This window comes from uncultured Williamsia sp. (assembly GCF_947494875.1).
Lineage (GTDB): Bacteria > Actinomycetota > Actinomycetes > Mycobacteriales > Mycobacteriaceae > Williamsia_A.
The window spans coordinates 454,520-477,970 of the sequence record NZ_CANLWM010000001.1; the positions used below are offsets into that span (position 1 = coordinate 454,520).

Annotated in this window: 26 protein-coding genes; 11 read left to right on the forward strand and 15 right to left on the reverse strand. The window is 71.1% G+C overall.

Annotation, left to right across the window (positions count from 1 at the left end; all coding sequences use genetic code 11):
* Positions 1-2: 2 nt before the first annotated feature.
* From Q1A98_RS02340 to Q1A98_RS02355, 4 genes are read left to right on the forward strand one after another with little or no spacing between them, the layout of a single operon-like run.
* A complete protein-coding gene (locus Q1A98_RS02340; protein ID WP_299569579.1) occupies positions 3-1,094 on the forward strand; it encodes an alpha-hydroxy acid oxidase in 1,092 nt (363 codons plus the stop codon).
* Positions 1,091-1,474, forward strand: coding sequence for a RidA family protein (locus tag Q1A98_RS02345; RefSeq protein ID WP_299569580.1), 384 nt, complete (start codon positions 1,091-1,093; stop codon positions 1,472-1,474). Before Q1A98_RS02340 ends, Q1A98_RS02345 begins: the two co-directional genes overlap by 4 nt.
* Positions 1,471-2,478 carry a hypothetical protein gene (locus tag Q1A98_RS02350; RefSeq protein ID WP_299569582.1) on the forward strand — a complete coding sequence of 336 codons (1,008 nt, stop codon included), beginning with the start codon at positions 1,471-1,473 and terminating at the stop codon, positions 2,476-2,478. The genes Q1A98_RS02345 and Q1A98_RS02350 overlap by 4 nt, the downstream gene beginning before the upstream one ends.
* Positions 2,475-3,824 (forward strand): FAD-binding oxidoreductase, encoded by a 1,350-nt coding sequence (locus Q1A98_RS02355; RefSeq protein WP_299569584.1) that lies wholly within the window; start codon positions 2,475-2,477, stop codon positions 3,822-3,824. Before Q1A98_RS02350 ends, Q1A98_RS02355 begins: the two co-directional genes overlap by 4 nt.
* Positions 3,825-3,828: 4 nt before the next feature.
* On the opposite strand, the gene Q1A98_RS02360 is transcribed toward Q1A98_RS02355, so the two are convergent.
* Positions 3,829-4,374, reverse strand: coding sequence for a molybdenum cofactor biosysynthesis protein (locus Q1A98_RS02360; protein ID WP_299569586.1), 546 nt, complete (start codon positions 4,372-4,374; stop codon positions 3,829-3,831).
* A gap of 22 nt (positions 4,375-4,396) precedes the next feature.
* A complete protein-coding gene (locus Q1A98_RS02365; RefSeq protein WP_299569588.1) occupies positions 4,397-5,086 on the reverse strand; it encodes a hemerythrin domain-containing protein in 690 nt (229 codons plus the stop codon).
* Between the two features lie 141 nt (positions 5,087-5,227).
* Here Q1A98_RS02365 and Q1A98_RS02370 point away from each other — a divergent pair, with 141 nt between their 5' ends.
* Entirely contained in the window at positions 5,228-5,650 is a 423-nt protein-coding gene (locus Q1A98_RS02370; RefSeq protein WP_299569590.1) for a nitroreductase family deazaflavin-dependent oxidoreductase, read from the forward strand.
* A gap of 28 nt (positions 5,651-5,678) precedes the next feature.
* Here the strand turns inward: Q1A98_RS02370 and Q1A98_RS02375 are convergent, their stop codons facing one another.
* Positions 5,679-6,302, reverse strand: a complete 624-nt coding sequence (locus Q1A98_RS02375; RefSeq protein WP_299570494.1) for a YqgE/AlgH family protein — start codon at positions 6,300-6,302, stop codon at positions 5,679-5,681.
* Between the two features lie 90 nt (positions 6,303-6,392).
* Here Q1A98_RS02375 and Q1A98_RS02380 point away from each other — a divergent pair, with 90 nt between their 5' ends.
* Complete coding sequence (locus Q1A98_RS02380) at positions 6,393-7,733, forward strand: MFS transporter (RefSeq protein ID WP_299569592.1); 1,341 nt, start codon at positions 6,393-6,395, stop codon at positions 7,731-7,733.
* Here Q1A98_RS02380 and Q1A98_RS02385 read toward each other — a convergent pair.
* Positions 7,696-8,328 carry a hypothetical protein gene (locus Q1A98_RS02385; RefSeq protein ID WP_299569594.1) on the reverse strand — a complete coding sequence of 211 codons (633 nt, stop codon included), beginning with the start codon at positions 8,326-8,328 and terminating at the stop codon, positions 7,696-7,698. The genes Q1A98_RS02380 and Q1A98_RS02385 overlap by 38 nt on opposite strands.
* 81 nt (positions 8,329-8,409) lie before the next feature.
* Here Q1A98_RS02385 and Q1A98_RS02390 point away from each other — a divergent pair, with 81 nt between their 5' ends.
* Positions 8,410-9,504, forward strand: a complete 1,095-nt coding sequence (locus Q1A98_RS02390; protein ID WP_299570497.1) for an aminotransferase class V-fold PLP-dependent enzyme — start codon at positions 8,410-8,412, stop codon at positions 9,502-9,504.
* Positions 9,505-9,526: 22 nt separating this feature from the next.
* Here Q1A98_RS02390 and Q1A98_RS02395 read toward each other — a convergent pair whose 3' ends face one another.
* Positions 9,527-11,068 (reverse strand): glycerol-3-phosphate dehydrogenase/oxidase, encoded by a 1,542-nt coding sequence (locus tag Q1A98_RS02395; RefSeq protein WP_299569596.1) that lies wholly within the window; start codon positions 11,066-11,068, stop codon positions 9,527-9,529.
* A complete protein-coding gene (locus Q1A98_RS02400) occupies positions 11,065-11,667 on the reverse strand; it encodes a TetR/AcrR family transcriptional regulator (protein ID WP_299569598.1) in 603 nt (200 codons plus the stop codon). Before Q1A98_RS02400 ends, Q1A98_RS02395 begins: the two co-directional genes overlap by 4 nt.
* A gap of 20 nt (positions 11,668-11,687) precedes the next feature.
* On the opposite strand from Q1A98_RS02400, the gene Q1A98_RS02405 reads away from it, so the two are divergent.
* Both Q1A98_RS02405 and Q1A98_RS02410 read left to right on the forward strand, forming a co-directional pair.
* A complete protein-coding gene (locus tag Q1A98_RS02405) occupies positions 11,688-13,328 on the forward strand; it encodes an FAD-binding oxidoreductase (RefSeq protein ID WP_299569600.1) in 1,641 nt (546 codons plus the stop codon).
* On the forward strand, positions 13,325-14,230 hold the full coding sequence (locus Q1A98_RS02410) for a diacylglycerol kinase (protein WP_299569602.1): 906 nt from the start codon (positions 13,325-13,327) through the stop codon (positions 14,228-14,230). Before Q1A98_RS02405 ends, Q1A98_RS02410 begins: the two co-directional genes overlap by 4 nt.
* Before the next feature lie 274 nt (positions 14,231-14,504).
* On the opposite strand, the gene Q1A98_RS02415 is transcribed toward Q1A98_RS02410, so the two are convergent.
* The gene (locus Q1A98_RS02415; RefSeq protein ID WP_299569604.1) at positions 14,505-15,041 is read right to left on the reverse strand and encodes a DNA starvation/stationary phase protection protein; all 537 of its coding nucleotides are present in this window, start codon (positions 15,039-15,041) and stop codon (positions 14,505-14,507) included.
* 179 nt (positions 15,042-15,220) lie between these two features.
* Here Q1A98_RS02415 and Q1A98_RS02420 point away from each other — a divergent pair, with 179 nt between their 5' ends.
* The gene (locus tag Q1A98_RS02420) at positions 15,221-15,439 is read left to right on the forward strand and encodes a hypothetical protein (protein WP_299569606.1); all 219 of its coding nucleotides are present in this window, start codon (positions 15,221-15,223) and stop codon (positions 15,437-15,439) included.
* 4 nt (positions 15,440-15,443) lie between these two features.
* Here the strand turns inward: Q1A98_RS02420 and Q1A98_RS02425 are convergent, their stop codons facing one another.
* From Q1A98_RS02425 to Q1A98_RS02450, 6 genes are read right to left on the reverse strand one after another with little or no spacing between them, the layout of a single operon-like run.
* Entirely contained in the window at positions 15,444-16,052 is a 609-nt protein-coding gene (locus tag Q1A98_RS02425; protein ID WP_299569608.1) for a class I SAM-dependent methyltransferase, read from the reverse strand.
* A complete protein-coding gene (locus Q1A98_RS02430; RefSeq protein ID WP_299569609.1) occupies positions 16,049-16,837 on the reverse strand; it encodes a PIG-L family deacetylase in 789 nt (262 codons plus the stop codon). The genes Q1A98_RS02425 and Q1A98_RS02430 overlap by 4 nt, the downstream gene beginning before the upstream one ends.
* Positions 16,834-17,760 (reverse strand): acyl-CoA dehydrogenase, encoded by a 927-nt coding sequence (locus Q1A98_RS02435; protein WP_299569611.1) that lies wholly within the window; start codon positions 17,758-17,760, stop codon positions 16,834-16,836. The genes Q1A98_RS02430 and Q1A98_RS02435 overlap by 4 nt, the downstream gene beginning before the upstream one ends.
* Positions 17,761-17,819: 59 nt before the next feature.
* A complete protein-coding gene (locus tag Q1A98_RS02440; protein WP_299569613.1) occupies positions 17,820-18,482 on the reverse strand; it encodes a glycosyltransferase in 663 nt (220 codons plus the stop codon).
* 52 nt (positions 18,483-18,534) lie between these two features.
* A complete protein-coding gene (locus Q1A98_RS02445; protein ID WP_299569614.1) occupies positions 18,535-19,203 on the reverse strand; it encodes an HAD family hydrolase in 669 nt (222 codons plus the stop codon).
* Positions 19,200-20,750 (reverse strand): catalase, encoded by a 1,551-nt coding sequence (locus Q1A98_RS02450; RefSeq protein WP_299569615.1) that lies wholly within the window; start codon positions 20,748-20,750, stop codon positions 19,200-19,202. Before Q1A98_RS02450 ends, Q1A98_RS02445 begins: the two co-directional genes overlap by 4 nt.
* A gap of 101 nt (positions 20,751-20,851) precedes the next feature.
* Between Q1A98_RS02450 and Q1A98_RS02455 the strand changes: the two genes are divergently transcribed.
* Positions 20,852-21,568 carry a GAF and ANTAR domain-containing protein gene (locus Q1A98_RS02455; RefSeq protein WP_299569616.1) on the forward strand — a complete coding sequence of 239 codons (717 nt, stop codon included), beginning with the start codon at positions 20,852-20,854 and terminating at the stop codon, positions 21,566-21,568.
* Here the strand turns inward: Q1A98_RS02455 and Q1A98_RS02460 are convergent.
* Both Q1A98_RS02460 and Q1A98_RS02465 read right to left on the reverse strand, forming a co-directional pair.
* Positions 21,565-22,005: a hypothetical protein gene (locus tag Q1A98_RS02460; RefSeq protein ID WP_299569617.1), complete on the reverse strand. Its 441-nt coding sequence runs from the start codon at positions 22,003-22,005 to the stop codon at positions 21,565-21,567. The genes Q1A98_RS02455 and Q1A98_RS02460 overlap by 4 nt on opposite strands.
* Positions 22,002-23,165, reverse strand: a complete 1,164-nt coding sequence (locus tag Q1A98_RS02465) for a DICT sensory domain-containing protein (RefSeq protein ID WP_299570499.1) — start codon at positions 23,163-23,165, stop codon at positions 22,002-22,004. Before Q1A98_RS02465 ends, Q1A98_RS02460 begins: the two co-directional genes overlap by 4 nt.
* Between the last annotated feature and the right edge of the window lie 286 nt (positions 23,166-23,451).

The following is a 23,451-nucleotide window of genomic DNA, read 5'->3' on the forward strand; positions in this document are numbered from 1 at the left end:
CGATGACGGACACCATGTACCCGACGGCTGTCGAGTTCGGATCGCTCGACGAGATCCGCCAGACCGCGATGGGCGTGCTCCCTGCCGACGTCGCCGACTTCCTCGAAGGGGGTGCGGGCGCCGAACGGACACTACTTGCCAACCGAGAGGCGTTCCGGCGCTGGACGATCGCCCCTGAACCGATGAGCGGGGTGTCCGGCCCGGACACGGCGACCACGCTGCTGGGGATCCCCCTGGCTGTCCCGCTGCTGTCGGCACCGTTCGGAGGTGACGCGATGTTCCACCCGGACGGACACCGCGCCGTCGCCCGCGCCGCCGCGGCGACCGGGGTGGTCGACATCGCCCCGGAGGCCGGCAGCTTCTCCTACGCCGACGTGCGGGCGAGCGCGCCCGCGTCCGCGCGGATCGCTCAGCTGCACCCGTTCGTCGGAGCCGCCGCCGTCGCCGATCGCATCGCCGACGCCGGGTACGACGCCCTGTGTGTGACGGTCGACTGCCCCATCGGCGGCTTCCGCACCCGCAACATGCGCAACCGGTTCTCGCCGGACCTGGCACCGTTCAGCGGCAACGTCCCCACGACCGTCGACGACGGCCCGCGCGTCGCCGATGTGATGGGCCAACTGATGTCCGGCGGCGGATCCGCCTGGGACTGGGACGATCTCGCGTCCGCCGCATGCGGCTTCCCGCTGCCCTGGATCGCCAAGGGCGTCCTGTCCCCGACGGCCGCGGGTCGCGCGCTCGATGCCGGCGCGGCCGGGGTCGTCGTCTCCAACCACGGTGGCCGTCAGGTCGACCCGGCGCCGGCCAGTCTCGCCGCCCTGCCCGGCGTCCGCGCCGCGGTCGGACCGGATGTGCCCGTCCTGGTCGACAGCGGCTTCCGCAGTGGCGCCGACGTATTCCTGGCGCTCGCTCTCGGAGCCGACGCGGTCATCCTCGGCCGGTCCGTCGTGTACGGACTCGCGGCGGGAGGCGAGGCCGGTGTGCGGAGGGTGTTCGAGCTCATGACCGAGGAGCTCCGCGTCCTGATGACACTCGCCGGCGCAGACACCGTCGCCGACATCACCAGCGACAGGCTCGTGGAGGTCACACCGTGACGACGACCGCACCATCGTTCCCCGCGGCCCGCGTCCACGCCGGCCTGATCTACACTTCCGGCCTGGCGTCGATCGACACCACCACACTGCAGCCGCGCCACCCCGACTTCGACGACCAGTGCTCCGACGTCCTCGGCCAGCTGGATGCGGTTCTCGTGCAGAACGGTTCGGCCCGCAGCGATGTCCTGCGGTTGGAGTGTTTCCTCGGCGCGCGGGATCACTTCGCCGCATGGAACGCCGCCTTCACCCGATACTTCCTCGGCAGCGTCGCCGAGGGCGCGGGCACACCCGCCCGCACCACCACCATCACGACGCTGCCCATCGACGGGCTGCTCATCGAGATCCAGGCGATCGCCTGCATTCCGAAGGAGACACCATGACCATCACCGGTCCGATCACCCGACACACCGACTCCGCCGAACTCCCCGCCGTCTCGCTCCGCGACATGATCGACGGGCAGACCGCCGGTCACCTCGTCGTCGCCGCCGACGACTGGGGCTGGTGGACCGATCTCCTGGACGGTCACGCCGTCCGGACCACCACCTGCATGGAGGAGGTGGTCGCCGACGGACTGGTTCGCGCGGGCCTGCTGTCGCGCCGTACGCAGGAGTTGACGCTGACCGGAGCCGGGAGAGACGTGGCCGCCCACCGCGGGTTCGTCCGCGTCACCGTCCGGGGCTGGGAACCCACCTTCCGTCAGTTGTCCGCCGCGCGAGCGGACCACCACATCCCCGCGGCGACCGAGCCGGAGAACGTCGCCCGTGGATGCACGGACATCGCGCGTCGCAGGCCGGAGATCCTCGCCGCCGTCGGCGGTGCCATCGCCGGCGACACCCCCGGTCTCACGGTCGATCTCGGATGCGCCGACGCCGGCCGCATCGCGTTGCTGTCCGCACTGGCACCCGACGAGCGGTTCGTCGGCGTCGACATCGAGGACGGCGTGATCGCGGACGCCACCGCCGACATCGCCGCGCGTGGTCTGTCCGAGCGCATCTCCCTTCTCTCCGGATCGGTCCAGTCGACCGAGGGTCGCCCTGCCTGGCTCGACGATCTCGACTGCGACGCGGTGACCACGGCGATGTCGTTCTTCCTGCTGCACCAGCTCGCCAGCGACGGCGGTGGGATCGCGGCGGTGCTCAGCGGGTGGATGGAGTGGTTCCCCAACCTGCGACGTCTGGTCATCGGTAACGGCATGGAGCTGATGGCACCGTCGTGGACCCAGCAGCCGTGGTTCTCCCCGACCTACGAGATCTACCATGCGGCCACCGGTGTGCGTCTGTGGCGCGAGCACGAGTACACAGACGCGTTCAGCGAGCTCGGTTGGACTGTGACGCAACGTCACTCCGACCACACCATGTTGGTCACGAGCATCCTCGAGCGATGACCACGGCGATCCCGGCGGGGTTCGCCGGCCGCCTCGACACCCGGACCTCCGAGCGCGAGGCCTTCCTCCGCGACGAGACCGGTCTCCCCGGTCGGACACCGCGCGGTGTCATCCGCGCGCGCAGCGCCGACGACGTCGTCGCGTGCGTGCGGTGGGCGGGTACCGCCGGGATCCCCGTCATCCCGGTCGGAGCACGGACCAGCCTCGAGGGGCACCTGCTGGCGCGGGGAGACGAGGTCATGCTGGACGTCTCGTCGATGGACGACATCGTGTCGATCGATCCAGCCGACTTCGTCGCCGTCGTCCAGCCCGGGGTGACGAGAAAGCAGCTCGCGGCGGCGCTCGTTCCCCACGGACTGCAGTTCCCCGTCGACCCCGGCGCCGACGCGACGCTCGGTGGGATGGCTGCCACCAACGCGAGCGGGACGACCACCTTCCGCTATGGGGGGATGCGTCGGAACGTCCTCGCGCTCACCGCGGTCACGGCCGACGGGGAGATCCACCGCTTCGGGCGGGCCGTCGCGAAGAGCAGCAGCGGGTACGACCTCAAGGACCTCCTCATCGGCTCGGCGGGAACGCTGGCGGCCATCACCGAGCTGACACTGCGTCTGCACCCGGTCCCCGAGGCGCAGGGCTCGGCGCGTCTGTCGTTCCCGGACGTCGCCGCGGCGGTCGCCGCGGCCACGGACCTGATCGGATCGGCGGTACCGGTGTCCCGCCTCGAGTTCGTCGACTCCGCGTCGATCGCGGCGCTGAACCGGTTCTGCGGGGACGGACTTCCGCCGGGCCCGGCCCTGTTCATCGATGTCGAGGCGACCTCGGCGGCGGCCATGGCCGAGGTCCTCGACGACGTCGACGCGATCGCCCGCGTCCACGGCGTCGTGTCGGTCGGGCGGGCGCAGACGGCGACCGAGCGAACAGCGCTGTGGGACAACCGCCATCGACTCTTCCCGGCGATCAAGGCGGCGCACCCGGGTCACCAGTTCCTCGTCACCGACACCGCGGTTCCCTACTCTGCGATCGCCGGCGCCGTCGATCATGCGCACCGCACTGCCGCAGAGCTGGGTCTGCGGGTGACCACAGCGGGACATGTCGGTGACGGCAACGTCCACGTCGTGGTGCCCTACTCAGGCGGCACGCTGCCGCGCGCTCTCGCCTTCTCCGACGCGATGGTCGAGTACGCGTTGTCGGTGGGAGGGACCGCGAGCGGCGAGCACGGCATCGGGTTGGCCAAGAAGAAGTACCTCGCCGCCGAACACGGCTCCGCCTGCGACGTGATGGCGGCGGTGAAACAGGCGCTCGACCCGCGGAACCTGTTCAACCCCGGGAAGATCCTCGATCCGTGACCCGTCAGATCGGCTGAGCCCGTCGCACCTGATCCGCTGCGCGGGCGGGGTCGAGGTCGACGTCGCAGGTGATCACGCCCGAGCCCACCCGCAGCGTCCCCGACGACAGCGGCTGCGCCCGCAGGCCGCCCCGTCCGATGAGCGCCTTCCGCGTACCGTCGCCGGCCATGGTGTCCATCCACGAGCACGGGTGTGCCGGACGGCCGCCCCGGAACCGGATCGGTCCGTCGCCGGTGTCGAGGGTGAACTCGACGCCGCGCAGCGGATCGAGCTCGAGCCCGCGCGTCATGACGTTGCGACGCGCGAGGTGGGGATCGGCGTCGGCGGCCGCGGCCTCCCACGCCTCGAGAGCGAGGAAGGTCACGGCCGCCTCGGTGTGTGCGCGGACCCCGAAGAAGCGGTCCCCGCGGATCCCCTTGTCGGCCACGATCTCGACGCTGTCGGGAAGCGACGTCTCGACGTCGCCGGCGGCACCGTCCTTCGGCCGCCCGAAGTAGGCGTGCCGCGGGGACACCAGCAGAGACACCACCTCGATCGCGTAGGTGCGCATGCACCCACGGTGGCACAGACGCTCATGCGCCGGCGATCACCGCTTCCCGCCGGGCGAAGGCGCGTCCCGCGGTGGCCCTGATGACCGACAGCATCAGTCGCAGGCCGACGCCGCCGTCGGCGAGCGCGCGACTCAGCTCATCGGGCGTGGTGTGCGCGAGGAACCGCGGGAACTCGAACCCCAGCTTGCCGCTCGTGCGGGCGGTCTCCTCGACCGATGCCCACGCCTCGGGTGAGAGGTGCCCACGGATGACCGGGAACACGACGCGCTCCTCCTCACCGATGTGCTCGTCGAGCAGCGAGTGGAGATCGCGTAGCAGCACCCCGAGGGCGGCGGCCGACGACGGGTCGGGGTCGGGAGTCCGGTACGACGCGACGAAGTGCGCGGTGAGGGCACGCAGTCGGTCGAGCAGCGGGTCGAGGCTGTCGTGGTCGTCGGTGAGCTCGGTCAGGTCCACCGCGTCACCGACGGCCTCGACGATGAGCGGCCACAGGACGTCGTCCTCGACGGTGTGGTGATGGTGGATCGAATCGGCGAAGTCGCGCAGGTAGGCGCCGATCGCGCTCGCTCGACGTCGCGAGCAGCTCGCTCCCGCGCCGATGTCGGTGAGGATCGTCGCGAAGCGGTCGGAATCGGCGAGCATGCCGCGGTGGGCGACCTGCATGCCGAGCAGATCGAGTTCGGTGGCGGGGGCGGTCTGGCTGGTGGTCATCGTGTCCTCCGTGGTCGGTGTGCGATCACGATGTGACGACCCGCTTGGAGATCACTGGGAACCGGCTTGGCGAGCGTTCCGCGGAACGCGCCGACGACCTGCCGGTGGAATCCCGGCGGCCCGGCGGCGTTGATGAACGGCATGGACGAGAAACCGGAACTGAGCCCCACCGGGTGGGTTCGCGACCAGACCGAGCAGATCCTCGAGCAGGGGACCACCGAGGGTGTCGAGGTGATGGGTCGGCCTGTCGTGTTGTTCACGACGGTCGGCGCGAAATCGGGCCAGAAGCGCTACACGCCGTTGATGCGCGTCGAGGAGAACGGCAAGTACGCCATGATCGCCTCCAAGGGCGGTGACCCGCAGCACCCGGCCTGGTACCACAACGTGAAGGCCAACCCCGCGGTGACGGTGCAGGACGGCACCGAGGTCCGCGAGATGACCGCTCGCGAGGTGTCGGGCGACGAGCGCGAGCACTGGTGGGCGCTCGCGGTCGACGCGTACCCGCCCTACGCGGAGTACCAGACCAAGACCGACCGTCAGATCCCGGTGTTCGTCCTGGAGTGACGAAGTACGCCCTCCGGGTGCCTCGGCGTCAGTTCCGGTCGACGTCGATCGGGTGGGTGGCGAGGAGGGGGAGCGGCCACGGTTGGCGGCGGAGGACCGAGGCGAAGACATCGGTCTTGGCCGAGGCGAGAAGGTCGTCGGGGAGGGCGGACCCGACCACCCAGGAGTCGCGGCGGAGTTCGTCGTCGAGCTGACCGATTCCCCAGCCGGAATAGCCGGCGAAGATGCGCAGGCCGTCGAGCACCTCGGCCAGTTCCTCCGGATCGGCGTCGAGGTCGACGAGCACCACGCGTCCGTCGACGGGGCGCAGGCCGGCGACACCGGTCGCGTCGAGACCGCGGCGGACGACACCCAGGCACAGCGCCGCGTCCTGCTTCACCGGTCCACCGATGAACACCGCGCGCGGCGACGCCGACAGGTCGGTCCAGCGGGGGAGCAGGTTGTGCACCGCCGTCTGGCTCATGCGGTTGATGACGACGCCGAGACTGCCCGCGTCGTTGTGCTCGACGATGTAGATCACCGTGCGACGGAATGTGGGCTCCGTCAGCGTCGTGTTCGCGACGAGGAGGCTGCCCGCGCGGATCCGGTTGGCCGACACCGTGTCGTCCGGGCCCCCGTACTCGGGTCCCTGGTGCTCGGGATCATGCGGCATCGGCACCGGTTCATTGTGGCACGCCCCAACCGCCGAGCGTCGGCGATCTCACAGCTCACGGGTGCCGCAGCAGTCCGTACCCTCGTGTGCGTGAACGCTGTTCGTGCACTGTGCGAGCGCCCCTTCGCCGGGCGCCTGCTGGCCGTACGCATCAGCAGCCAGCTCACCGACGGCCTGTTCCAGGCCGCGCTCGGCGGGGCGATCCTGTTCAACCCCGAGCGTCACGCCGACCCGCTCGCCGTCGCCGGTGGGCTCGCCGTCCTGTTGCTGCCGTACTCGGTCATCGGGCCGTTCGCGGGCGCTCTCCTCGACCACTGGGACCGTCGCACGGTCCTCATCTGGGCCAACCTGCTTCGCGGTCTCCTGATCTGTGTCGCCGCGGGCACGATCGCCCTCGGCGCCCCCGACTACGCGGTTCTCGTCGCCGCGTTGGCGGTGACGGGGTCGAGCCGGTTCGTCGCCTCCGGGCTGTCAGCCGCGCTGCCGCACGTCGCGATCCGCGAACGCCTGGTGGCCACCAACGCCGCGTTCACCACGATCGGTTCGGGGGCGTTGGCGCTCGGCGCGGGGCTCGCTCTCGGGCTCCGCGCGATCTTCGGCTCCGACAACTCCGGCAGCGCGGCCACCACCCTGACCGCGGCGGTGCTCGCGCTCGTCGCCGCCGCGATCGCCGTCGGGGTCGGACATCTCGCGCTCGGCCCCGACCACCCCGACGTCGACGGCGCTCCCGTCGACGAGCGCCACCCGCGTGGGCCCGTCCTGCGCGCGGTCGCGGTCGGCTTCGCGCACGGTGCCCGCGCGGTGGTGCGGACGCCGACGGTGCTCGCAGCGCTCTCCGCGATCGGCGGTCACCGACTGGTCTTCGGTCTGAACACGCTCATGCTGCTCGTGCTCGCCCGGCACGCCGGGTCGTCGGGCGGCTCGTCCGACGGCCTCGCCGGCATCGGTCTCGTCGCGACCCTCACGGCGGTGGGGCTCGTCGCGGCGGCGGTGGTGACACCGGTCTCCATCGCGCGCCTGGGCCGCCGTCGGACCTTGTTCGTCGCGCTGGGCGTCGGTGTCGTCGCCGAGACGTCGCTGGTCTCCTTCGACACCGTGGTCATCTGCGTGGCCGCCCTAGTGCTGGGCCTGATCGGTCAGATGGCGAAGCTGTGCGGGGACGCCGCGATGCAGCTCGACACCGACGACGCGGTGCGCGGCCAGGTGTTCTCGGTGCAGGACGCGGTGTTCAACGTCGCCTACGTCGCGGCGGTGACGGTCGCCGCGCTCACGATCGCCCCGGACGGCCGATCGCCGCTGCTGCCGATCATCGGTGCGGTGCTCTACGCCGTCGCGATCGTCGTCGTGCGGCTCATCCACCCCCGGCACGTCCCGCCGCCGCGGGAGTCGACCGTCATCCCAACTCGTCCCGGCGACCGGCTGCCGACCTGAGCGGCTCGTCCTCGCGGCCGCTGCCGTCGGCGAAGGCCGGGTCTCCACGGAGCAACCACCGGTCGGCGACACCGTCGGCATCGGAGTCGACGAGGGCGGCGTCCGCGCGCTGATCGGCGTCGAGGTCGACCAGGATCCGCACGGGTGTCGTCGCCGAGCCCGCCGGGAACACCAAGCCCACACCGTCCGGTGTGGCCGGAGTGTCAGGGGCGGCAGGTGCGGCGGGGACAGGCGCGGCGGTCGGAGCGGTCGCCGCCGCCGGCTCGCGCGGGGCGGGTCCGACGTCGTGGACGCGGTGATCCCACAGGCCGCGACCGGTGTCCGAGTACGAGCGCGACTCGCCGTCGACGTCGAGCACGACGAGGTCGGCACGACCGTCGCCGTCGGAGTCCCACATCGCGTCGTCGCGGTGGCCGTCACCGTCGAAGTCGAGCGTGATCGCGTCGAGGACACCGTCGCCGGACACGTCGCGGTCCAGCGGGGACGTCCACGTGTGGACGGTCCCGTCACCGGTGCCGAACGAGTAGACGAGACCGGTCCCGTGGGGGTCCGACAGGGCGTCCGGGGTGTCGGGATGAACAGGCTCCACACCCATTCGACGCAGCCCGCGGCCGACCGGTTCCACCCATCGGCGCGGCGGTACGGTGGCAACCGCGACCGAGCGGAGAGGCGGGGCATGTACATCAGCGAGCTGGGGGAGCTGTGGCACCGCTCGCGCGTCGCACCCGACATCGTCCACCTCGACTCGGCGGCCGCGTCCCGCTCGTCGGACGCCGTGATCGGCGAGGTGACGAACCACCTCTGGCGCGAGTCCGCGCGCGGCGCCTACGTCGCGGCCGAGCAGTCCGCGGAACGTCTCGACCGTGCGCGCCGCGACCTCGCCACGATGGTCGGACACTCACCCGACGGCATCGCCTTCCGCGAGAGCGCCCTGTCCGCGTTGCGCGCCCTGCTGACGAACTGGGCCATGCCCGTCCCCGCGACGGTGTGGGTGTGCCCCACGGAGTACGGCCCGAACCTCGACCTGTTCGAGCGCCGCGGCTACTCCGTGCACACCATGCCGTCGACGGAGCACACCGGCCGGGTCAACACCGATGCGCTCGAGAACATGCTGCAGTTCGAACAGCCCGACGTGATCCACGTCTGCCACATCGGGTCGCACAGCGGCGTCGTCCAACCCGCCGCGAAGATCGTCGAACTCGCGCACCGCGTGGACGTCCCCGTCGTCGTCGACGCCGCGCAGGCGATCGGTCAGGTGGACTGCGCGACCGGCGCCGACATCGTCTACGGGACGAGCCGCAAGTGGCTCGCCGGTCCACGCGGCGTCGGTTTCCTCTCCGTGAGCGGCGACTCGCTGCGCCCGGTCGAGATCGAGAGCTCCGAGGCGTTCGTCGCCGGCCGCATCGGCTTCGGTACCGCCGTGCAGGAACTACAGAGCTACGGGCTCGAGCGGGTCCGGCGCGAGCTCGCGGCGATCGGGCAGCACACCCGGAGTCGCCTCGACGGGGTGGGCAGCTGGGAGGTCGTCGAACCGCTCGACGAGCCGTCGGCCATCACCACGCTCGCCCCACCGCCGGGGTGGCAGGACTCGGACGTGGCGGCGGCACGGGAGGCGCTGCGCTCACGGGGCATCCTCGTCACGTGCGCCGACACCTGGCGGGCACCTCTCTCCCGCGAGGAACGGTCGGTGCTGCGGATCAGTCCGCACCTCGACGTTCAGGACACCGACCTCGACCGTCTGGCCGCCGAACTGCGCGGCATGGGCTGGTGAGCCGCCGCAGATCCGTTGCTGCTCAGGCGGTGTGCGCCGCACCGATCTGATCGAGGATGTGCACCACCGCGGGCCGCGCGCGGGCGGCGTCAGCTCCCACCAGTCCGATGCGCGTGCGGCGCTCGAGGATGTCGTCCGCGTCGCGTGCACCCTCGGCGGTGACGGCGAACTCGATCTCGGCGCGCGTCACGTCGATCCCCGGTGCGATCGGGGCGAGGGGCGCGCCGATCGTCGACATCGCGACGACCCGATCGGCCTCACCACCGTGGCGGGACAGCAGCGACGCGGGCAGTCGACGGTTGCGGGGGCCCTGGGCGCCGATCAACGGGATCGACGCGGTCACACACGGATGCGCGTCGAGCCCACCGTGCTCGACGGCGAGGTCGAGGGCGTCGGACGCCATCCTCCGATAGGTCGTCAGCTTGCCGCCGACGACGGTGATGACACCGTCGCCGTTGCGGGTGACCGAGTGCTCGCGGGAGACGTCCGCGGTCGCGCCGTCGGACTGCAGCAGCGGCCGCAGCCCGGCGAAGGTGCCGACGACGTCCGAGCGGGAGAGTGGTTGCGCGAGCGCCGTGTTGACCGTGTCGAGGATGAAGTCGACGTCGTCGTCGGTAGCCGTCGGCACGTCGGGCACGGGTCCGGGCGCGTCGGTGTCGGTGAGTCCGATGTGCACGCGCCCGAGCTGCGCCGGGATCGCGAAGACGAATCGACTGCGCGAACCGGGGACCGGGACCATCAGTGCGGCCCTCGGATTCCCCAGACGCGCCGCCGGCACCACGAGGTGGGCGCCGCGGCTCGGGCGGACGGAGATCGACGAGTCGACCGTCCCCGCCCAGACCCCCGTCGCGTTGACGACGGTTCGCGCGGAGACGTCGAACGACTCCCCGGTCACGGCGTCGGTGAGTCGCGCTCCGCGTCCGGTGATCTCGCCGGCACGCACACCCGTCACGATCGCCGCGCCGTGGGCTGCGGCGGTCCGCGCGATCGCCACGACGAGTCGGGCATCGTCGACGAGCTGCCCGTCCTGGGACGTCCACGCGCCCCGGACTCCGTCCAGCGACACCGCCGGGCAGAGGCGGGCGAGGTCGTCTGCGTGGATGCGGCGGGGCGGTGCCAGCACGTCTCGCGGGGTGCGTGCGCCACGGCGGAGGAGATCACCGAGGACCAGACCGGAGTGCACCAGGGCCGACGAGGCGCGGTCGGTGATGGGGATGGCCTGGGTCAGCGGGGAGATGAGATGCGGCGCGATCGTGGTCATCAGGTGGTTGCGTTCGACGGCACTCTCCCAGGCGATCCCGACCCGACCCGAGGCGAGGTACCGCAGCCCGCCGTGGACGAGCTTGCTGCTCCACCGGGAGGTCCCGAAGGCGAGGTCGTGGGCCTCGACCAACGCCACCGACAGTCCGCGGGACGCGGCGTCGAGCGCGACACCCACGCCGGTGACGCCGCCACCGACGACGAGGACGTCCCACGGTGCGCGCCGGGTGCGCAACCGGTGTGCGTCGGCCTCGCGACGCCGCGGTCCGAGGTCGCCGGCGAAGTCAGGGCGGCGTGAGCTCATCGGGGTTCGTCCTCCGGGGTGGGGTCGGGTGCGAGATAGCCGCGCACCACGCGGGTGAGTTCGTCCGGCCAGTCGTCACCGACGATCGCGGCGACGGTCGCGCGACCGGTGATCGCGGACTGGGCGACCAGGATGACCATGGCCGCGACGCGGGCGGGATCGCCGTCGCGGATCGCACCGAGGCGCTGCGCCGCGGCGAGACGGGACGCGAGGCTCTCGAGCGCCATCTGCTGACTGGCCCCGAACCTCTCGAAGACATACGGCGCGAGCAGATCCGGCTGCCGCCGGGTGAGCGACTCGAACAACGGGTCGCTGGTCACCGCGTCGGCGACACGGACCACCGCCACGACGAGTGCGTCGAGCACGTCGTCGCCGTGGGCCAGTGCCTCGTCGACCGCCGACAGGTGCTCGGCGCTGAGGTGCGCGAGTTCGCGCGTGAGCAGGTCCCGGATGACCGCGGAGATCTCCGGCCAGTGGCGGTAGACGGTGGGGCGGCTGACGCCCGCCTCCCGCGCGACCTCGGCCAACGTCACCTTGCGCCCCTCGCTGCGCACGAGACATCGCCGCGCCGCGTCGAGTACCGCATTACTGGTTGACATGTTGTGTAAAACTGTAACGCATGATTGCGTCGCCGTCCTCGTTCTCCTCCGTCCCGGCACCCCCGATGCGGTGGGACGGCTGGGGTGACCCCGGCCGGGAGACCGCCCTGTCCGACGCGATGCTCGGGCTGATCCGGGGGGCCCTCGGTGTCAGCGGTGATCCGCGGCCCCGCCACCACCCGGAGGACGTCGACGTCCCGGTCTCCCGGCTGACCGACGAGGACGTCCGGCAGCTCGCGGACATCGTCGGGTCCGACCACGTCTCGATCGAGCCCGTCGACCGTCTGCTGCGGGCCGCCGGACGCAGCACCCCCGATCTCCTCGGCCGTCGTGCCCGGACCCAGTCCGCACCCGACGCCGTCGTCGTCCCCGGCTGTACCGACGAGGTCGCGCGAGTCCTGGCCTGGTGCGCCGACTCCGACGTCGCCGTGGTCACCTACGGCGGCGGCACCGCGGTGACCGGTGGCCTCGCGCCGCTCGCCGGCGAACATCGCGCGGTGATCTCCCTGGACATGTGCCGGTTCGACACCCTCGTCGGCGTCGACGAGGTCTCGCACATCGCCACCCTCGGGGCCGGCGTCACCGGACCCCGTGCCGAGGAACTGCTGGCCGAGCACGGCATGTCCCTCGGCCACTTCCCGCAGAGCTTCCGGTTCGCCACGATCGGCGGGTTCGCGGTGACGCGCTCGTCGGGACAGGCGTCGGCGGGGTACGGCCGGTTCGACGAGATGGTCGTCGGACTCACCCTCGTCACACCGCGCGGTGTCCTGCGCCTGGGCCCCGTCGAACGGTCCGCCGCCGGGCCCGACCTGCGTCAGCTGGTTCTCGGGTCGGAGGGGACGTTCGGCGTCGTCACGGAGGTGTCGCTCCGCGTGCACCCGATCCCGGAGGCCGTGGTCTCCCAGGCGTGGCGCGTGCCCGACTTCGCATCCGGAGCGGCGGCGGTGCGCAGGGTCGCGCGATCCGACGCCCGACCCACCGTGCTGCGGATGTCCGACGAGGCCGAGACCGCGGTCAACCTGGCGTCACCCGACGCGATCGGATCCGACGACACGTCGGGCGGGTGCCTCGTCATCACCCGGTTCGAGGGCCGGGAGTCCGACTGTGCGGACCGCCGAGCACGCGTGGCGGCGCTGCTGACCGACGCCGGCGCCACCGACCTGGGCGCCGGGCCGGCCGACGCGTGGGCACACGGACGCTTCGACGCGCCGTATCTGCGGGATGCCCTGCTGGCGATCGGCGTGGGCTGCGAGACCCTCGAGACCGCGACGACCTGGTCGAGGGTGGAAGCCCTGCGGTCGGGCGTGTCGACCGCGGTCACGGCCGCACTGGGATCGGAGGACGGTCCGTGGTCGGCGTCGCCGGCTCTGGTGCTCTGCCACATCTCGCACACCTACGCGACGGCCGCCTCGCTGTACTTCACCGTCGTCTACCGCCTCGACGAGGACGACCCGATCCGACAGTGGGACGCGGCCAAGCAGGCGGCGTCACGCGCGATCGTCGACCACGGGGCGACCATCACCCACCACCACGCGATCGGCACCGACCACCGCGCCTTCCTCGACTCCGAGATCGGTGACCTCGGCGTGCAGGTGCTGCGCGCCGTGAAGGCGACGCTCGACCCGGCGGGCGTGATGAACCCCGGCAAGCTCGTCCCGTGAGCGCCGCGATCACCGAGATCGTCGCGCTGGTCAACCCGCGATCGCGGCACGGCGCGGGAGCAGCCACGGCCGACGCCGCGGTCGCCGCGCTGCGGGCACGCGGGCTCACCGTCGACGTGCGGTCCGGCATGGACGCCGACGACGCCCGACGGATCGCGGCGACCGCGATCGCCGAGGGCCCCGACGCACTGGTCGTCGTGGGCGGTGACGGCACCATCGCCGGGGCGCTCGAGGCCGCCGCCGGCTCGTCGGTGCCGGTCGGGATCATGCCGGCGGGGACGGGCAACGACCACGCACGCGCCCTGTCCCTCCCTCTCGGCGACTCCGACGCCGCGGCCGACGTCGTCGCCGCAGGTCACAGCCGCGCGGTGGACCTGGCGCGGTTGACCGCGGGTGGACGTTCGATGGTGTTCGGCACCGTGGCGGCGGTCGGTCTCGACGCCGCCGTGACCGAACGCGCCGTCGCGATGCGGTGGCCACAGGGGCAGGCGCGGTACCCGCTCGCCGCGATCGCGGAGATCGCCCGGCTCACCCCGCGACGCGTCCGCCTCACCGTCGACGGCGAGCATCACGAACTCGACGCGATCCTGGTGGCCGTCGGCAACACCCCCAGCTACGGCGGCGGCATGCGCATCTGCCCGGCGGCGTCGATCGACGACGGCCGGCTCGACATCACCGTCGTGGAACACACGTCCCGGGCGCGCCTGCTCCGGCTGTTCCCGACGATCTACCGCGGCACCCACGTACGCCACGACGGCGTCCACACCTTCACCGGTGCGTCCATCACCGTCGAGTCGTCGGACGTCCTTCCGGTCTCTGCCGACGGCGAGGTGTTCGGCACCACGCCGGTGACCGTCGAGGTCCTCCCTGCGGCAGTGCAATTCCTCGCGCCCGAGGTGTGACCGGGGCCACAGCGCAGTTGTCCACACTTTCCACAGACTCCTGTGGACAAGCCCACGACACCCTCTGTACGGCAACGAATTCGCGGTCGCAGCCGTGAACGTCTCAGCGAGACAGCAACTCTCACAGCCCCATCACACACACGCGTGGGCGGCTCGGGATGTTCCCGAACCGCCCACGCAGGCGACGCCTCCCGGGCAGGAGAGAGCGTACGAATATTGGGTTGTCGCCGCGGACTCTCGTGAAGAGAGAATCCGCCGACGTGGAGACCCGAGGTCAGCGAGCCTTCTGAGCCGCTTCCTGCTCGGTGCTTGCGCCGGCGTTCGACAGCTCGCCGGTGTAGCTCTCGAGGTGGGCACGGACGAACCAGTGGAACTTCTCGAGCTCCGCGGTCTGCCCGATGAGGATGTCCTCGGTCACCGGGTCGAGCTTGCCGGTGGTCTCGATGGCGTCACGGTGCGAGCTGATGACGCCGACGTACACGAGGTCGAGCGCACCGAGGTGCGCCTGCACGGTGTCGCGACCGAGGCTGTAGTCGTCCCAGCTGCGGTCCTCTTCGATCGCCTTCGCGGTGCCCTTCGGCGACGACCCGAGGGTCGCGATGCGCTCGGCGAGCGTGTCGGCGTAGCCGCGCACCAACTCCACCTGCGGGTCGATCATCTCGTGGACACCGATGAAGTTGGTCCCGACGACGTTCCAGTGGATGTGCTTGAGCGTCAGGTGCAGGTCGTTGAACGCGCTGAGTCGTTCCTGAAGGGTCGCGACGACGGTGGCCGCGCTGTCCTCGGTGAGTCCTGGTGCTGTGAAAGCCATGTACGCAACGCTAGATACCCAGGGGAAACGTCGACAAGGTCCTGTCGCGATCGCAACCAGACCGTCGTCGAGATAACGGTTTGATAACGGCCTGGCGTTACCAGGCAGAGATGAAGACGAGACCTCGCCGAGATGTCGCGGGTGCCCGTCCCGCGACGCGCGCCTGCCAGGCTGTACGCATGACACGCCCCGACAACACCTGGCCGGGACGCTCCTCGTGGGGCCGCCTGGCCCCAGAGCACCGCGCCGCGATCGGCACGGTGTTGCTGCTCGCCCTCATGACCTGCCTGTTCATCGTTGCGCTCCCGATGCTGGGATCCATGGTGATCGGCGCGGCGGTCGTCGCCGCATTCGCCGGTGCCGGCGCGGCCACCCTGTACGTGCTCTCCCGCGACTGACCCTTCACGGCGGTGGCGCGAGGCCGTCGGCCACCGCCACCGACTGCTCGCCGGGCCCGCCGAACACGTCGATCACCACGTCGTCGTCGAGATATCCCGCCATCGGTGATCCCAACGCCTCCCGCAGGGCCGCGTGCACGGCGTCGCCCGACAGCTCGTGCTCGGGGACCGGGTGTCGGAAATGCACGGCGGCCACCGTCGCACCCGCATCCCGCAGCCCTCGACACCATGCCGTGACCGTCGCGAGATCCTCGGCGTCGAGGTAGTAGAGCACCTCGCTGACGACGACCAGGTCGTGATGCTCGCGCGGCCGCCAGCGTCGGATGTCGCCCACCTCCACACGCACGCGGTCCCCGGCCGACGACAACCGACGCCGCGCGACGTCGACCGCGCGGGGGTGGAGTTCGACGCAGGTCAACCGCTCGCAGCGGTCGAGGAGAGCAGCGCTCAGCACCCCCGTCGACGACCCCAGCTCCAGCGCGTGCGCGTAGCGACGACGGGGGAGCACGGCGACGGTCAGGTCCCGCTTGCGGTGCTCGTACCAGAGATGGTCGAAGCCCCACGGGTCCTCGCCCGCGGCGTACATCGCGTCGAAGTAGGCGGGATCGGTCATGTGAAGAACAGCTCGGTGTCGGTGACGAGCCGGGCCAGCACCTCGGGCGGCAGGATCGCCCGATCGGCGGGATCGTCGGACAGATCGCTCACCTGGCTGACGAACCGGGCCACCGCTGTCCGCTTGGCCTCGACCACCTCGTCGGAGAGGGGGAGCACGCGCGCCCTCGACCAGGGCACCGAGGCGTCGTCGGGCGAGGCCCAGTGCCACATCCACACGGGGTACTCGAGGTAGACGCTGCCCGCGCCGGCGGCTGCCGTCGCGGCGGCCCAGCCCACGGCGGCGTGATCGGGGTGTCGGTCACCTCGCCACACGCCGACGACGATGTCGTGACCGCCGAACGTGGCGATCGCGTCGGCGATCTCGACCACCATGTCCTCGGCGTGGTCACCGAGTTCCCCGTCGGGCAACGAGCGGTGCTGGACGTGGTCGACACCGAGGACGTCGAGTGCGGCGACGAGCTCACCGCGCCGTCGTACGCCCAGCTCGTCGGCGGTGACCGTCGGGGAGCCCGGGTGCGATGCGGCCCCGTCCGACAGACAGAGCACCGTCACCTCACCGCCGTCACGGATCGTCTGCGCCATCAGGCCGCCGGCTCCCAACACCTCGTCGTCGGGGTGCGCGGCGACCACCAGCATCCGGACGGCCGACGCCTGACCGGAATCGTCGGCGTCGAGCACGGGAAAGGACCGGTTCACCAGCCACTCGCGCCACCGCGCCGCCGACGTCACCCCCGGATCGGTCCCGCGGAACGCGGGAACCGCACCGTTGCCGGTGCCGCTCACCGTCGGCCGTCCGGGTCGGCGACAAGGTCGCCGAGTGCGGCGAGGTCGTGGTCGGCGTGGGACTGGCGGATGTACACGGTGAGGTCCGCGGTCGCCGCGGCATGATCGGCTTCGGCCACCATCGGCCCCGGACCGAGCGCCCGCCCCGCGCGATCGAGCACCGCGGTCGCCACACCCTCGATCACCGCACGCGTCCGCAGCGCCGTGACGTGAGCGACCGCTCCGTCCTCCGGGTCACGGTCAACGGCGGCCGCCGCCGCGGCCAACGCGGCATGTCCCGTCCACAGCGCCGTGTCGACGGCGCCGAGGTGCGCACGGGTCACCGGGTCGTCCCGCCGCGTCCTGCGGACCCGGTCCCCGACCGCACGCGCCCCGCCGAGCCAGCACGCGGCCACCCCGATCGCGCCGTGCCAGAAGCCGGAGCGCTCGAAGTAGTCGGCCCCGCTACCGACGCGCCGCGCCGGTGTGTCGTCGAATCGGACGGATCGCGTCATCGTCGCTGCCATCCCGGGCGAGTACCACGCATCGGGGCCGATCGAACCCCCGCCGTTCCGGGCGAGGTCGACCGCGAAGAGCGCCCGTTCGCCGTCGACCCACGCCGTGACGAGGGCGTGGCTGCAGCCGACGGCTCCCGAGCACCATGCCTTCACGCCGTCGAGGAACCACCGACCGTCACGCCGCGTGGCGGACACCCGTCCGTCCGGCGCCTCGGCCGCCCACACTCCCCACAGCTCACCGGGCCCGGGCGAACCGACACCGAGGTCGGCGAGGATCTGCTCGGCGTCGACGTGCGCCTCGACGAGCCGGCCGGTCGGGATGTCGTCACGAGCGATGTCGGCGAGCGCGTCGAGACGTTCACGGGTCCGACCCGAGCCCGGCGCGGGCAGGCGGAGTCCGGAGACGACGGCGCGCGCTCGCGTCACCGCGTCGGCATCCGCGTCCGGTGCAATGGCGGTCCGGTCCGCACCCGTCACCCAGGCGATCACGCGGTGCCCGGCAGCTCGATGATGTCGGCCAGCGCGTCGGCGAAACCCGCCGGTGCCCTGCCCACCCGACGGGTGGAGGTCGCGACCGGCGCCTCGGTGTCCCACGCGATGCTGTGCCCGGCCGCGTCGAGTGCCGAGACCAGCGCGACGTCCTCGTCCGATCGCACGCCCGCGAACCCGCCGACCCTGGCATAGGCGGCGGCCCGGACCCCGATGTTCGCGCCGTGGACGTGGCCGTGGCGGTCGCGTCGTTGCTCGGCGCGGTAGTCGGCGAGGAACAGACGCTCGGCGTGGACCGGCCACTGCGTCCAGTCCCGCGCGACGACCGTGCCCACCACGGCGTCGGCACCGGCATCGGCGAGCCACAGGTGGCGACGCAGCCAGTCCCGGGGCACTCGGGAGTCGGCATCGGTGGTCGCGAACCACACGTCGTCACCCGCGGGATGTCGCAGGAAGCCTGCGCGCCGCGCGGCTCCGACGTTGCGGACGTCGACGACCGTCACGTCGATGTCGGGACCCGGGATGGACGCCGAGGCGTCCGAGCACGCGTCGAGGACGACGGTGACACTCACGGGGATGTCCACCGCGGCGATCGCCTCGGCCACCGCAGCGAGGGACCCGCCCAACTCGTCCGCCTCGTCGTGGACCGGTATCACCACGACCGCACTGGAGATCCTCGTCCGCGAGGACCCGCTCCCGGGCACAGAACCCTCAGCCATAGAGCGATGAGTGCGCGAGGAGGTCGGCCGCGTCGCGGTACGTCTCGTCCGCGCCCGCCTCGCGGAGTTCCGCCGCACCGATCCCGCCCGAGCACAGCCCGATCCCGCGGACCCCCAGCGGGCTCGCCGCCAGGAAGTCCCACGTGGCGTCACCGACCATCACCGCGGCGGACGCCGGCACCCGCGCGCGTCCGAGGGCGATGTCGACGACGGTCCCGTCCGGCTTCGCCGTCGTGACATCCTCCGACGAGGTCACCGCGTCGACGAGGTCGTCGACGTCGAGGAGCGCTCGCAGGGCCTTCAGCTCGTGCTCGGGTGCCGACGTCGCCAGGACCACGGTGTAACCGCGATCCTTGCTGGCGCGCACCAACTCCCGTGCACCGGGCAGGACGGTGAGCTGGTCGATGCCGTCGCCGTAGAGCTCGTCGTGCGCCGACGACAACGCCGAGGTCAGCTCGTCGTCGTCCCGGTCACCCCCGGCGATCTCGACGAGTTCGGCCACCAGCAACCCGCCGTCCTTGCCGATGCGTATGTGGATCTCGCTGTGCGGCACCGAGAGTCCGTGCCGGCGGAACGCCGACCACCAGGCGGTCACGTGGGCGTAGACGGAATCGACGAGGGTGCCGTCGATGTCGAACAGGACCGCCTGGACGCGGTTCACACCCGGGCGCGCATGGACTCACGCGCGGGGTTGTCCTGCTCGCCCGCCTTGGGGTCGTCCTGGTCGGACTTCTCCGCGACACCCTCGGCGATCGCCGACCCGACGTCGGGATCGATCCGACGCCAGTACTCGAGGGCACGCTCGAGGACCGCCGCGGACACCCCGTTGAGCAGGTGGCCGACCACGTTGTCGACCAGGCGCTCACGAGCTTCGTCGTCCATCACCTCACGGACGAGCGCACCCGCTTGTCCGAAGTCGTCGTCGGCGGGGTGATCGACGTAGGCGCTGCGGACGATCTCCCCGTCGGCCGCCCAGCCGGGGTCCAGCCCGGGCGGCGGGTCGGCGTGCGGACCGCCGTAGGAGTTGGGTGCGTACACCGGATCGCTCACGGGCTGCACGCGCATCGCACCGTCCTTGGAGTAGCTGTGCGTCGGCACCGTCGGCGCGTTCACCGGCACCTGCTTGTAGTTCGCCCCGATCCGGTAGCGGTGAGCATCGGAGTAGGCGAACGACCGCGCCAGCAGCATGCGGTCCGGGCTCAGCCCGATCCCGGGCACGAGACTGTTCGGCTCGAACGCCGCCTGCTCGATCTGGGTGTGGTGGTCGGTCGGGTTGCGGTTCAACGTGAGTCGACCGACCTCGCGGAGCGGGTAGTCGTCGTGTGGCCACACCTTGGTGAGGTCGAAGGGGTTGTACCGGTAGGACGTCGCGTCGTCGTAGGGCATCAGCTGCACCTTGAGCGTCCACGACGGGTGATCCCCGGAATCGATCGACTCGTACAGGTCACGCGTGTGGTAATCGGTGTCGGCGGAGGCCATCTGGTCTGCCTCGTGCTGCGTGAAGCACTCGATGCCCTGGTCGGAGATGAAGTGGTACTTCACCCAGTGCTTGACGCCGTGGGCGTTCTCCCAGAGGTAGGTGTGCGACGAGTAGCCGTTCATGTGGCGCCAGGTGCGCGGGATGCCGCGATCGCCCATCAGCCACGTGACCTGGTGCGCGGATTCCGGCGACAGCGTCCAGAAGTCCCACTGCATGTCGTGGTCGCGAAGGTTGTTGTCGGCGCGACGTTTCTGCGAGCGGATGAAATGTTGAAACTTCATCGGGTCTTTGATGAAGAAGATCGGCGTGTTGTTGCCGACCATGTCGTAGTTGCCCTCGCGGGTGTAGAACTTCAGCGCGAAACCGCGCGGGTCCCGCCACGTGTCCGGGCTGCCACGCTCGCCGGCGACGGTGGAGAACCGGGACAGCACCTCGGTCTGCTCACCGGGCGAAAAGACTGCGGCGCAGGTGAACTCGGTGACATCCTCGGTGGTCTCGAACACACCGAACGCGCCACTGCCCTTCGCGTGCGGTTGGCGCTCCGGTATGCGCTCCCGATTGAACTGCGCCATCTGCTCGATGAGGTAGTGGTCGTGCAGGACGATCGGTCCACCCGCTCCCACGGTGAGCGAGTGCTCGTCGCTGGGTGCCGGAGCGCCGGAATCGGTGGTGGTGCGTGGAGTCGACGAATGCTCAGAAGAGCGGTCGACGGCAGGATTCGAGGTCATCAGGGCCTCCGCCCGTCGGTCGTGCTGAACAGCACCCGAGGGCTTCAGGCCGTGTGGTCGATACTATCCAGAGACCCTTCCCTGTCAACCGAGGACGATGCATGACCGCAGGCGACAAGACCACCGGGGCGGAACTCGCCGCGTTGGCGCGGGTGCTCTACGAGCACGGTGAACACTCCGGCGAACAGACACTGCTGCCGTCCGTCACCCAGAGCGCGGTCGACTACGTCGACGCCGCGGACTTCGCCGGCATCACGCTGGTGGAGAACGGGAGACTGACGTCGGTCGCCCCGACCGACCCGGTGGCCGGCCGTCTCGACGACCTGCAACACGAACTGCGCCAGGGGCCGTGCCTGGAGGCCGCATGGGCCGATCAGAAGGTGCTCGTCGACGACCTCGCCGGCGACGACCGGTGGCCGCGGTTCGCGCGTCGTGTCCTCGACGAGACCCCCGTGCGGTCGATCCTGGCGTTCCAGCTCTACCGCGGTGACACCGCGATGGGCGCCCTCAACCTGTACGCCTCGGCGCCCCATGCCTTCTCGTCGGACGACCAGGAGACCGCGCTGGCCGTGGCGACCCACGCCTCGCTCGCGATGCACACCGCCCGACGCGGAGACCAGTTCACCAGCGCACTCGCGAGCCGCGACATCATCGGGCAGGCGAAGGGGATCGTGATGGAACGATTCGACGTCGACGCCGTCGCGGCGTGGGAGCTCATCCGGAAGTTGTCGCAGGACACCAACATCCGGGTCGCCGACGTGGCGCGGCAACTCGTCGAGGCCGACCACCCGGCTCGCCAGCGTGATCTGACGAACTAGTCCGGTCGCGACTCGTGGCCGGGCCGGCCGTGGGTGCGACGGCTCTCCTTCATCTCCGACTCGAAGACATGACGCCGCCCCCGCAGCAGTTCGTCCCGGACACGTCTCTCGGCGGCGCGCACGGTGGAGTAGTACGCGTCGTCGTACTCCTCGACGAGCTGGAACGACCAGCGGCCGGGAAAGGTGTTGAGACCGACCACCTCTCGTCGGATGTCGCCGGCCAACGCGGTGTGGCCGGCCTTCTCCAGCAGGTCGGCCGCCTCACCGAACGTCAGGTCCGCATGACCCGACAACTGATGCAGCTCGAACAGATGACCGCGAGCGCGCTCCACGTACTCGAGCGCCTCGGTCATCTTGCCGACCGCCTCCACCGTCGCGTCGTCGACCCCGTCGGGCCTGCGATGCGGATCGTCCTCGGGGAGGCGGTCACCGGTCAATCGACGGTGAACCGCGTGAGGATCGAGTGGACGGCCTGCGTGACGGTCACCCGGTCGTAGGACTGGATGAAGTCGAATGTCCGGTCGAGGTCGTCGGCCTCGACGTACAGATCCCGTGCGGAGAGCAGGGCGCAGAAGTGCGGTCCGAGGACCGCGACGTTCCACTCGTCGACCAGCGGGTCGCCCTCGTCGAGCGGCGCGTGCTGCACGTTGCCGTCGATCATGTTGGCCAGTCCGACGCCGTACACGCCGGCCAGGCCGGCGCGGTCGGACAGATCGCGCCACCGGTCGGCGGTGAGTGCGGTGAAGTGCCGCGCGTGCTGGAACGTCCCCAGCACCACCACGGCGCTGCCCGCCGCGGAGGCCTGCGCCTCCAGCGACTTGCTCATCTCGATGAGGAGGCGCTTGCTGCCGCGACGAGGCCGATGGGTGGCCGTGCCGATCTGGTACGGCGTCGACAGGCCGGGGTCGGGCGTCGCCCACACCGGGACGTCCGGCAGCGGGTCCAGATCGCCGACGAGGATCCGCTCGGGGTCGTCGACCGCCGGGAACAGCGTCCCCATGCCGTAGGCGGCACCGATGGTCTGGGCGGCCATGAGCCGCTCCTCGCTGTCGATGCCCTCGGCGATGACGATCGCGTGGCTGCGTTCCACGTGCGCGGCGAGGGCGTGCGCGAGGCGCGCCATGTTCGGTTCGGTGGTCCGCGAGAGCAGCTCCGGACCGGTGATGATGACGTCCGGCTCGATCAGCGCGAGCAGCGTGACCGCGTACTCGCTGACACCGAGACCGTCGACACAGATGACGTGGCCGGCCCGGCGTGCGGCGGCCACCTTCGTCATCGTGCGGTGCGGGCTGTGCAGCACCTCGTCGGGGCGGACCGAGACGGCGAGCCGCTCTGCGCCGACCCGCTGATCGACGGCGTCGATCGAGTCGAGGTCGACCGAGACGAGCAGCGGGAGACGGGCGGCAGCGGCCTGGGCGCGCTCGGACCGGGCGAAGGCGAACTTGTGCCGGTCGAGGGAGCGCTCCTGCTGCATCAGTCGGGCGGCGTGCCGCAGGGCCTCCGCCGTACGCAGGGCCGAGCCACGCGGTCCGCGGACCTGCAGTTCGGCGCCGGCGAGGACGCGATCGTGGAGACGGCGGATGGGTGCGAACTGCATCGCGACCTCGAGTGCGCCGACGAACGAGTCCTCGTCGGCCTCGGGGCGACGGTCGACCTCGACGCGGGGGATCTTCTTCTGTGCCGGTTGGGAATCAGTGGAAATCTTCGTCACCTGCTAACAGGGCGACTGTCGGCTCAAGGACGACGGTCTGTCGAAGGGATGGCGTCCGCGTCGCGAGAACCCTGAGTTCCCGTCGGGCGGTGCGATGAAGTGTGAGGTGCATGTGCTCTCCCGTCCATGTCTCTCCCGGAGGCGCTTGCGCTGCACGTTCCGGGTCGTGATC

Excerpts from the sequence above, each read along its gene's own strand:
- Q1A98_RS02340 (WP_299569579.1), top strand. The coding sequence starts at position 3 with ATGACGGACACCATGTACCCGACGGCTGTCGAGTTCGGATCGCTCGAC.
- Q1A98_RS02350 (WP_299569582.1), top strand. The coding sequence starts at position 1,471 with ATGACCATCACCGGTCCGATCACCCGACACACCGACTCCGCCGAACTC.
- Q1A98_RS02355 (WP_299569584.1), top strand. The coding sequence starts at position 2,475 with ATGACCACGGCGATCCCGGCGGGGTTCGCCGGCCGCCTCGACACCCGG.
- Q1A98_RS02360 (WP_299569586.1), bottom strand. The coding sequence starts at position 4,374 with ATGCGCACCTACGCGATCGAGGTGGTGTCTCTGCTGGTGTCCCCGCGG.
- Q1A98_RS02365 (WP_299569588.1), bottom strand. The coding sequence starts at position 5,086 with ATGACCACCAGCCAGACCGCCCCCGCCACCGAACTCGATCTGCTCGGC.
- Q1A98_RS02370 (WP_299569590.1), top strand. The coding sequence starts at position 5,228 with ATGGACGAGAAACCGGAACTGAGCCCCACCGGGTGGGTTCGCGACCAG.
- Q1A98_RS02375 (WP_299570494.1), bottom strand. The coding sequence starts at position 6,302 with ATGCCGCATGATCCCGAGCACCAGGGACCCGAGTACGGGGGCCCGGAC.
- Q1A98_RS02385 (WP_299569594.1), bottom strand. The coding sequence starts at position 8,328 with ATGGGTGTGGAGCCTGTTCATCCCGACACCCCGGACGCCCTGTCGGAC.
- Q1A98_RS02390 (WP_299570497.1), top strand. The coding sequence starts at position 8,410 with ATGTACATCAGCGAGCTGGGGGAGCTGTGGCACCGCTCGCGCGTCGCA.
- Q1A98_RS02395 (WP_299569596.1), bottom strand. The coding sequence starts at position 11,068 with ATGAGCTCACGCCGCCCTGACTTCGCCGGCGACCTCGGACCGCGGCGT.
- Q1A98_RS02400 (WP_299569598.1), bottom strand. The coding sequence starts at position 11,667 with ATGTCAACCAGTAATGCGGTACTCGACGCGGCGCGGCGATGTCTCGTG.
- Q1A98_RS02405 (WP_299569600.1), top strand. The coding sequence starts at position 11,688 with ATGATTGCGTCGCCGTCCTCGTTCTCCTCCGTCCCGGCACCCCCGATG.
- Q1A98_RS02415 (WP_299569604.1), bottom strand. The coding sequence starts at position 15,041 with ATGGCTTTCACAGCACCAGGACTCACCGAGGACAGCGCGGCCACCGTC.
- Q1A98_RS02420 (WP_299569606.1), top strand. The coding sequence starts at position 15,221 with ATGACACGCCCCGACAACACCTGGCCGGGACGCTCCTCGTGGGGCCGC.
- Q1A98_RS02425 (WP_299569608.1), bottom strand. The coding sequence starts at position 16,052 with ATGACCGATCCCGCCTACTTCGACGCGATGTACGCCGCGGGCGAGGAC.
- Q1A98_RS02450 (WP_299569615.1), bottom strand. The coding sequence starts at position 20,750 with ATGACCTCGAATCCTGCCGTCGACCGCTCTTCTGAGCATTCGTCGACT.
- Q1A98_RS02455 (WP_299569616.1), top strand. The coding sequence starts at position 20,852 with ATGACCGCAGGCGACAAGACCACCGGGGCGGAACTCGCCGCGTTGGCG.
- Q1A98_RS02465 (WP_299570499.1), bottom strand. The coding sequence starts at position 23,165 with ATGCAGTTCGCACCCATCCGCCGTCTCCACGATCGCGTCCTCGCCGGC.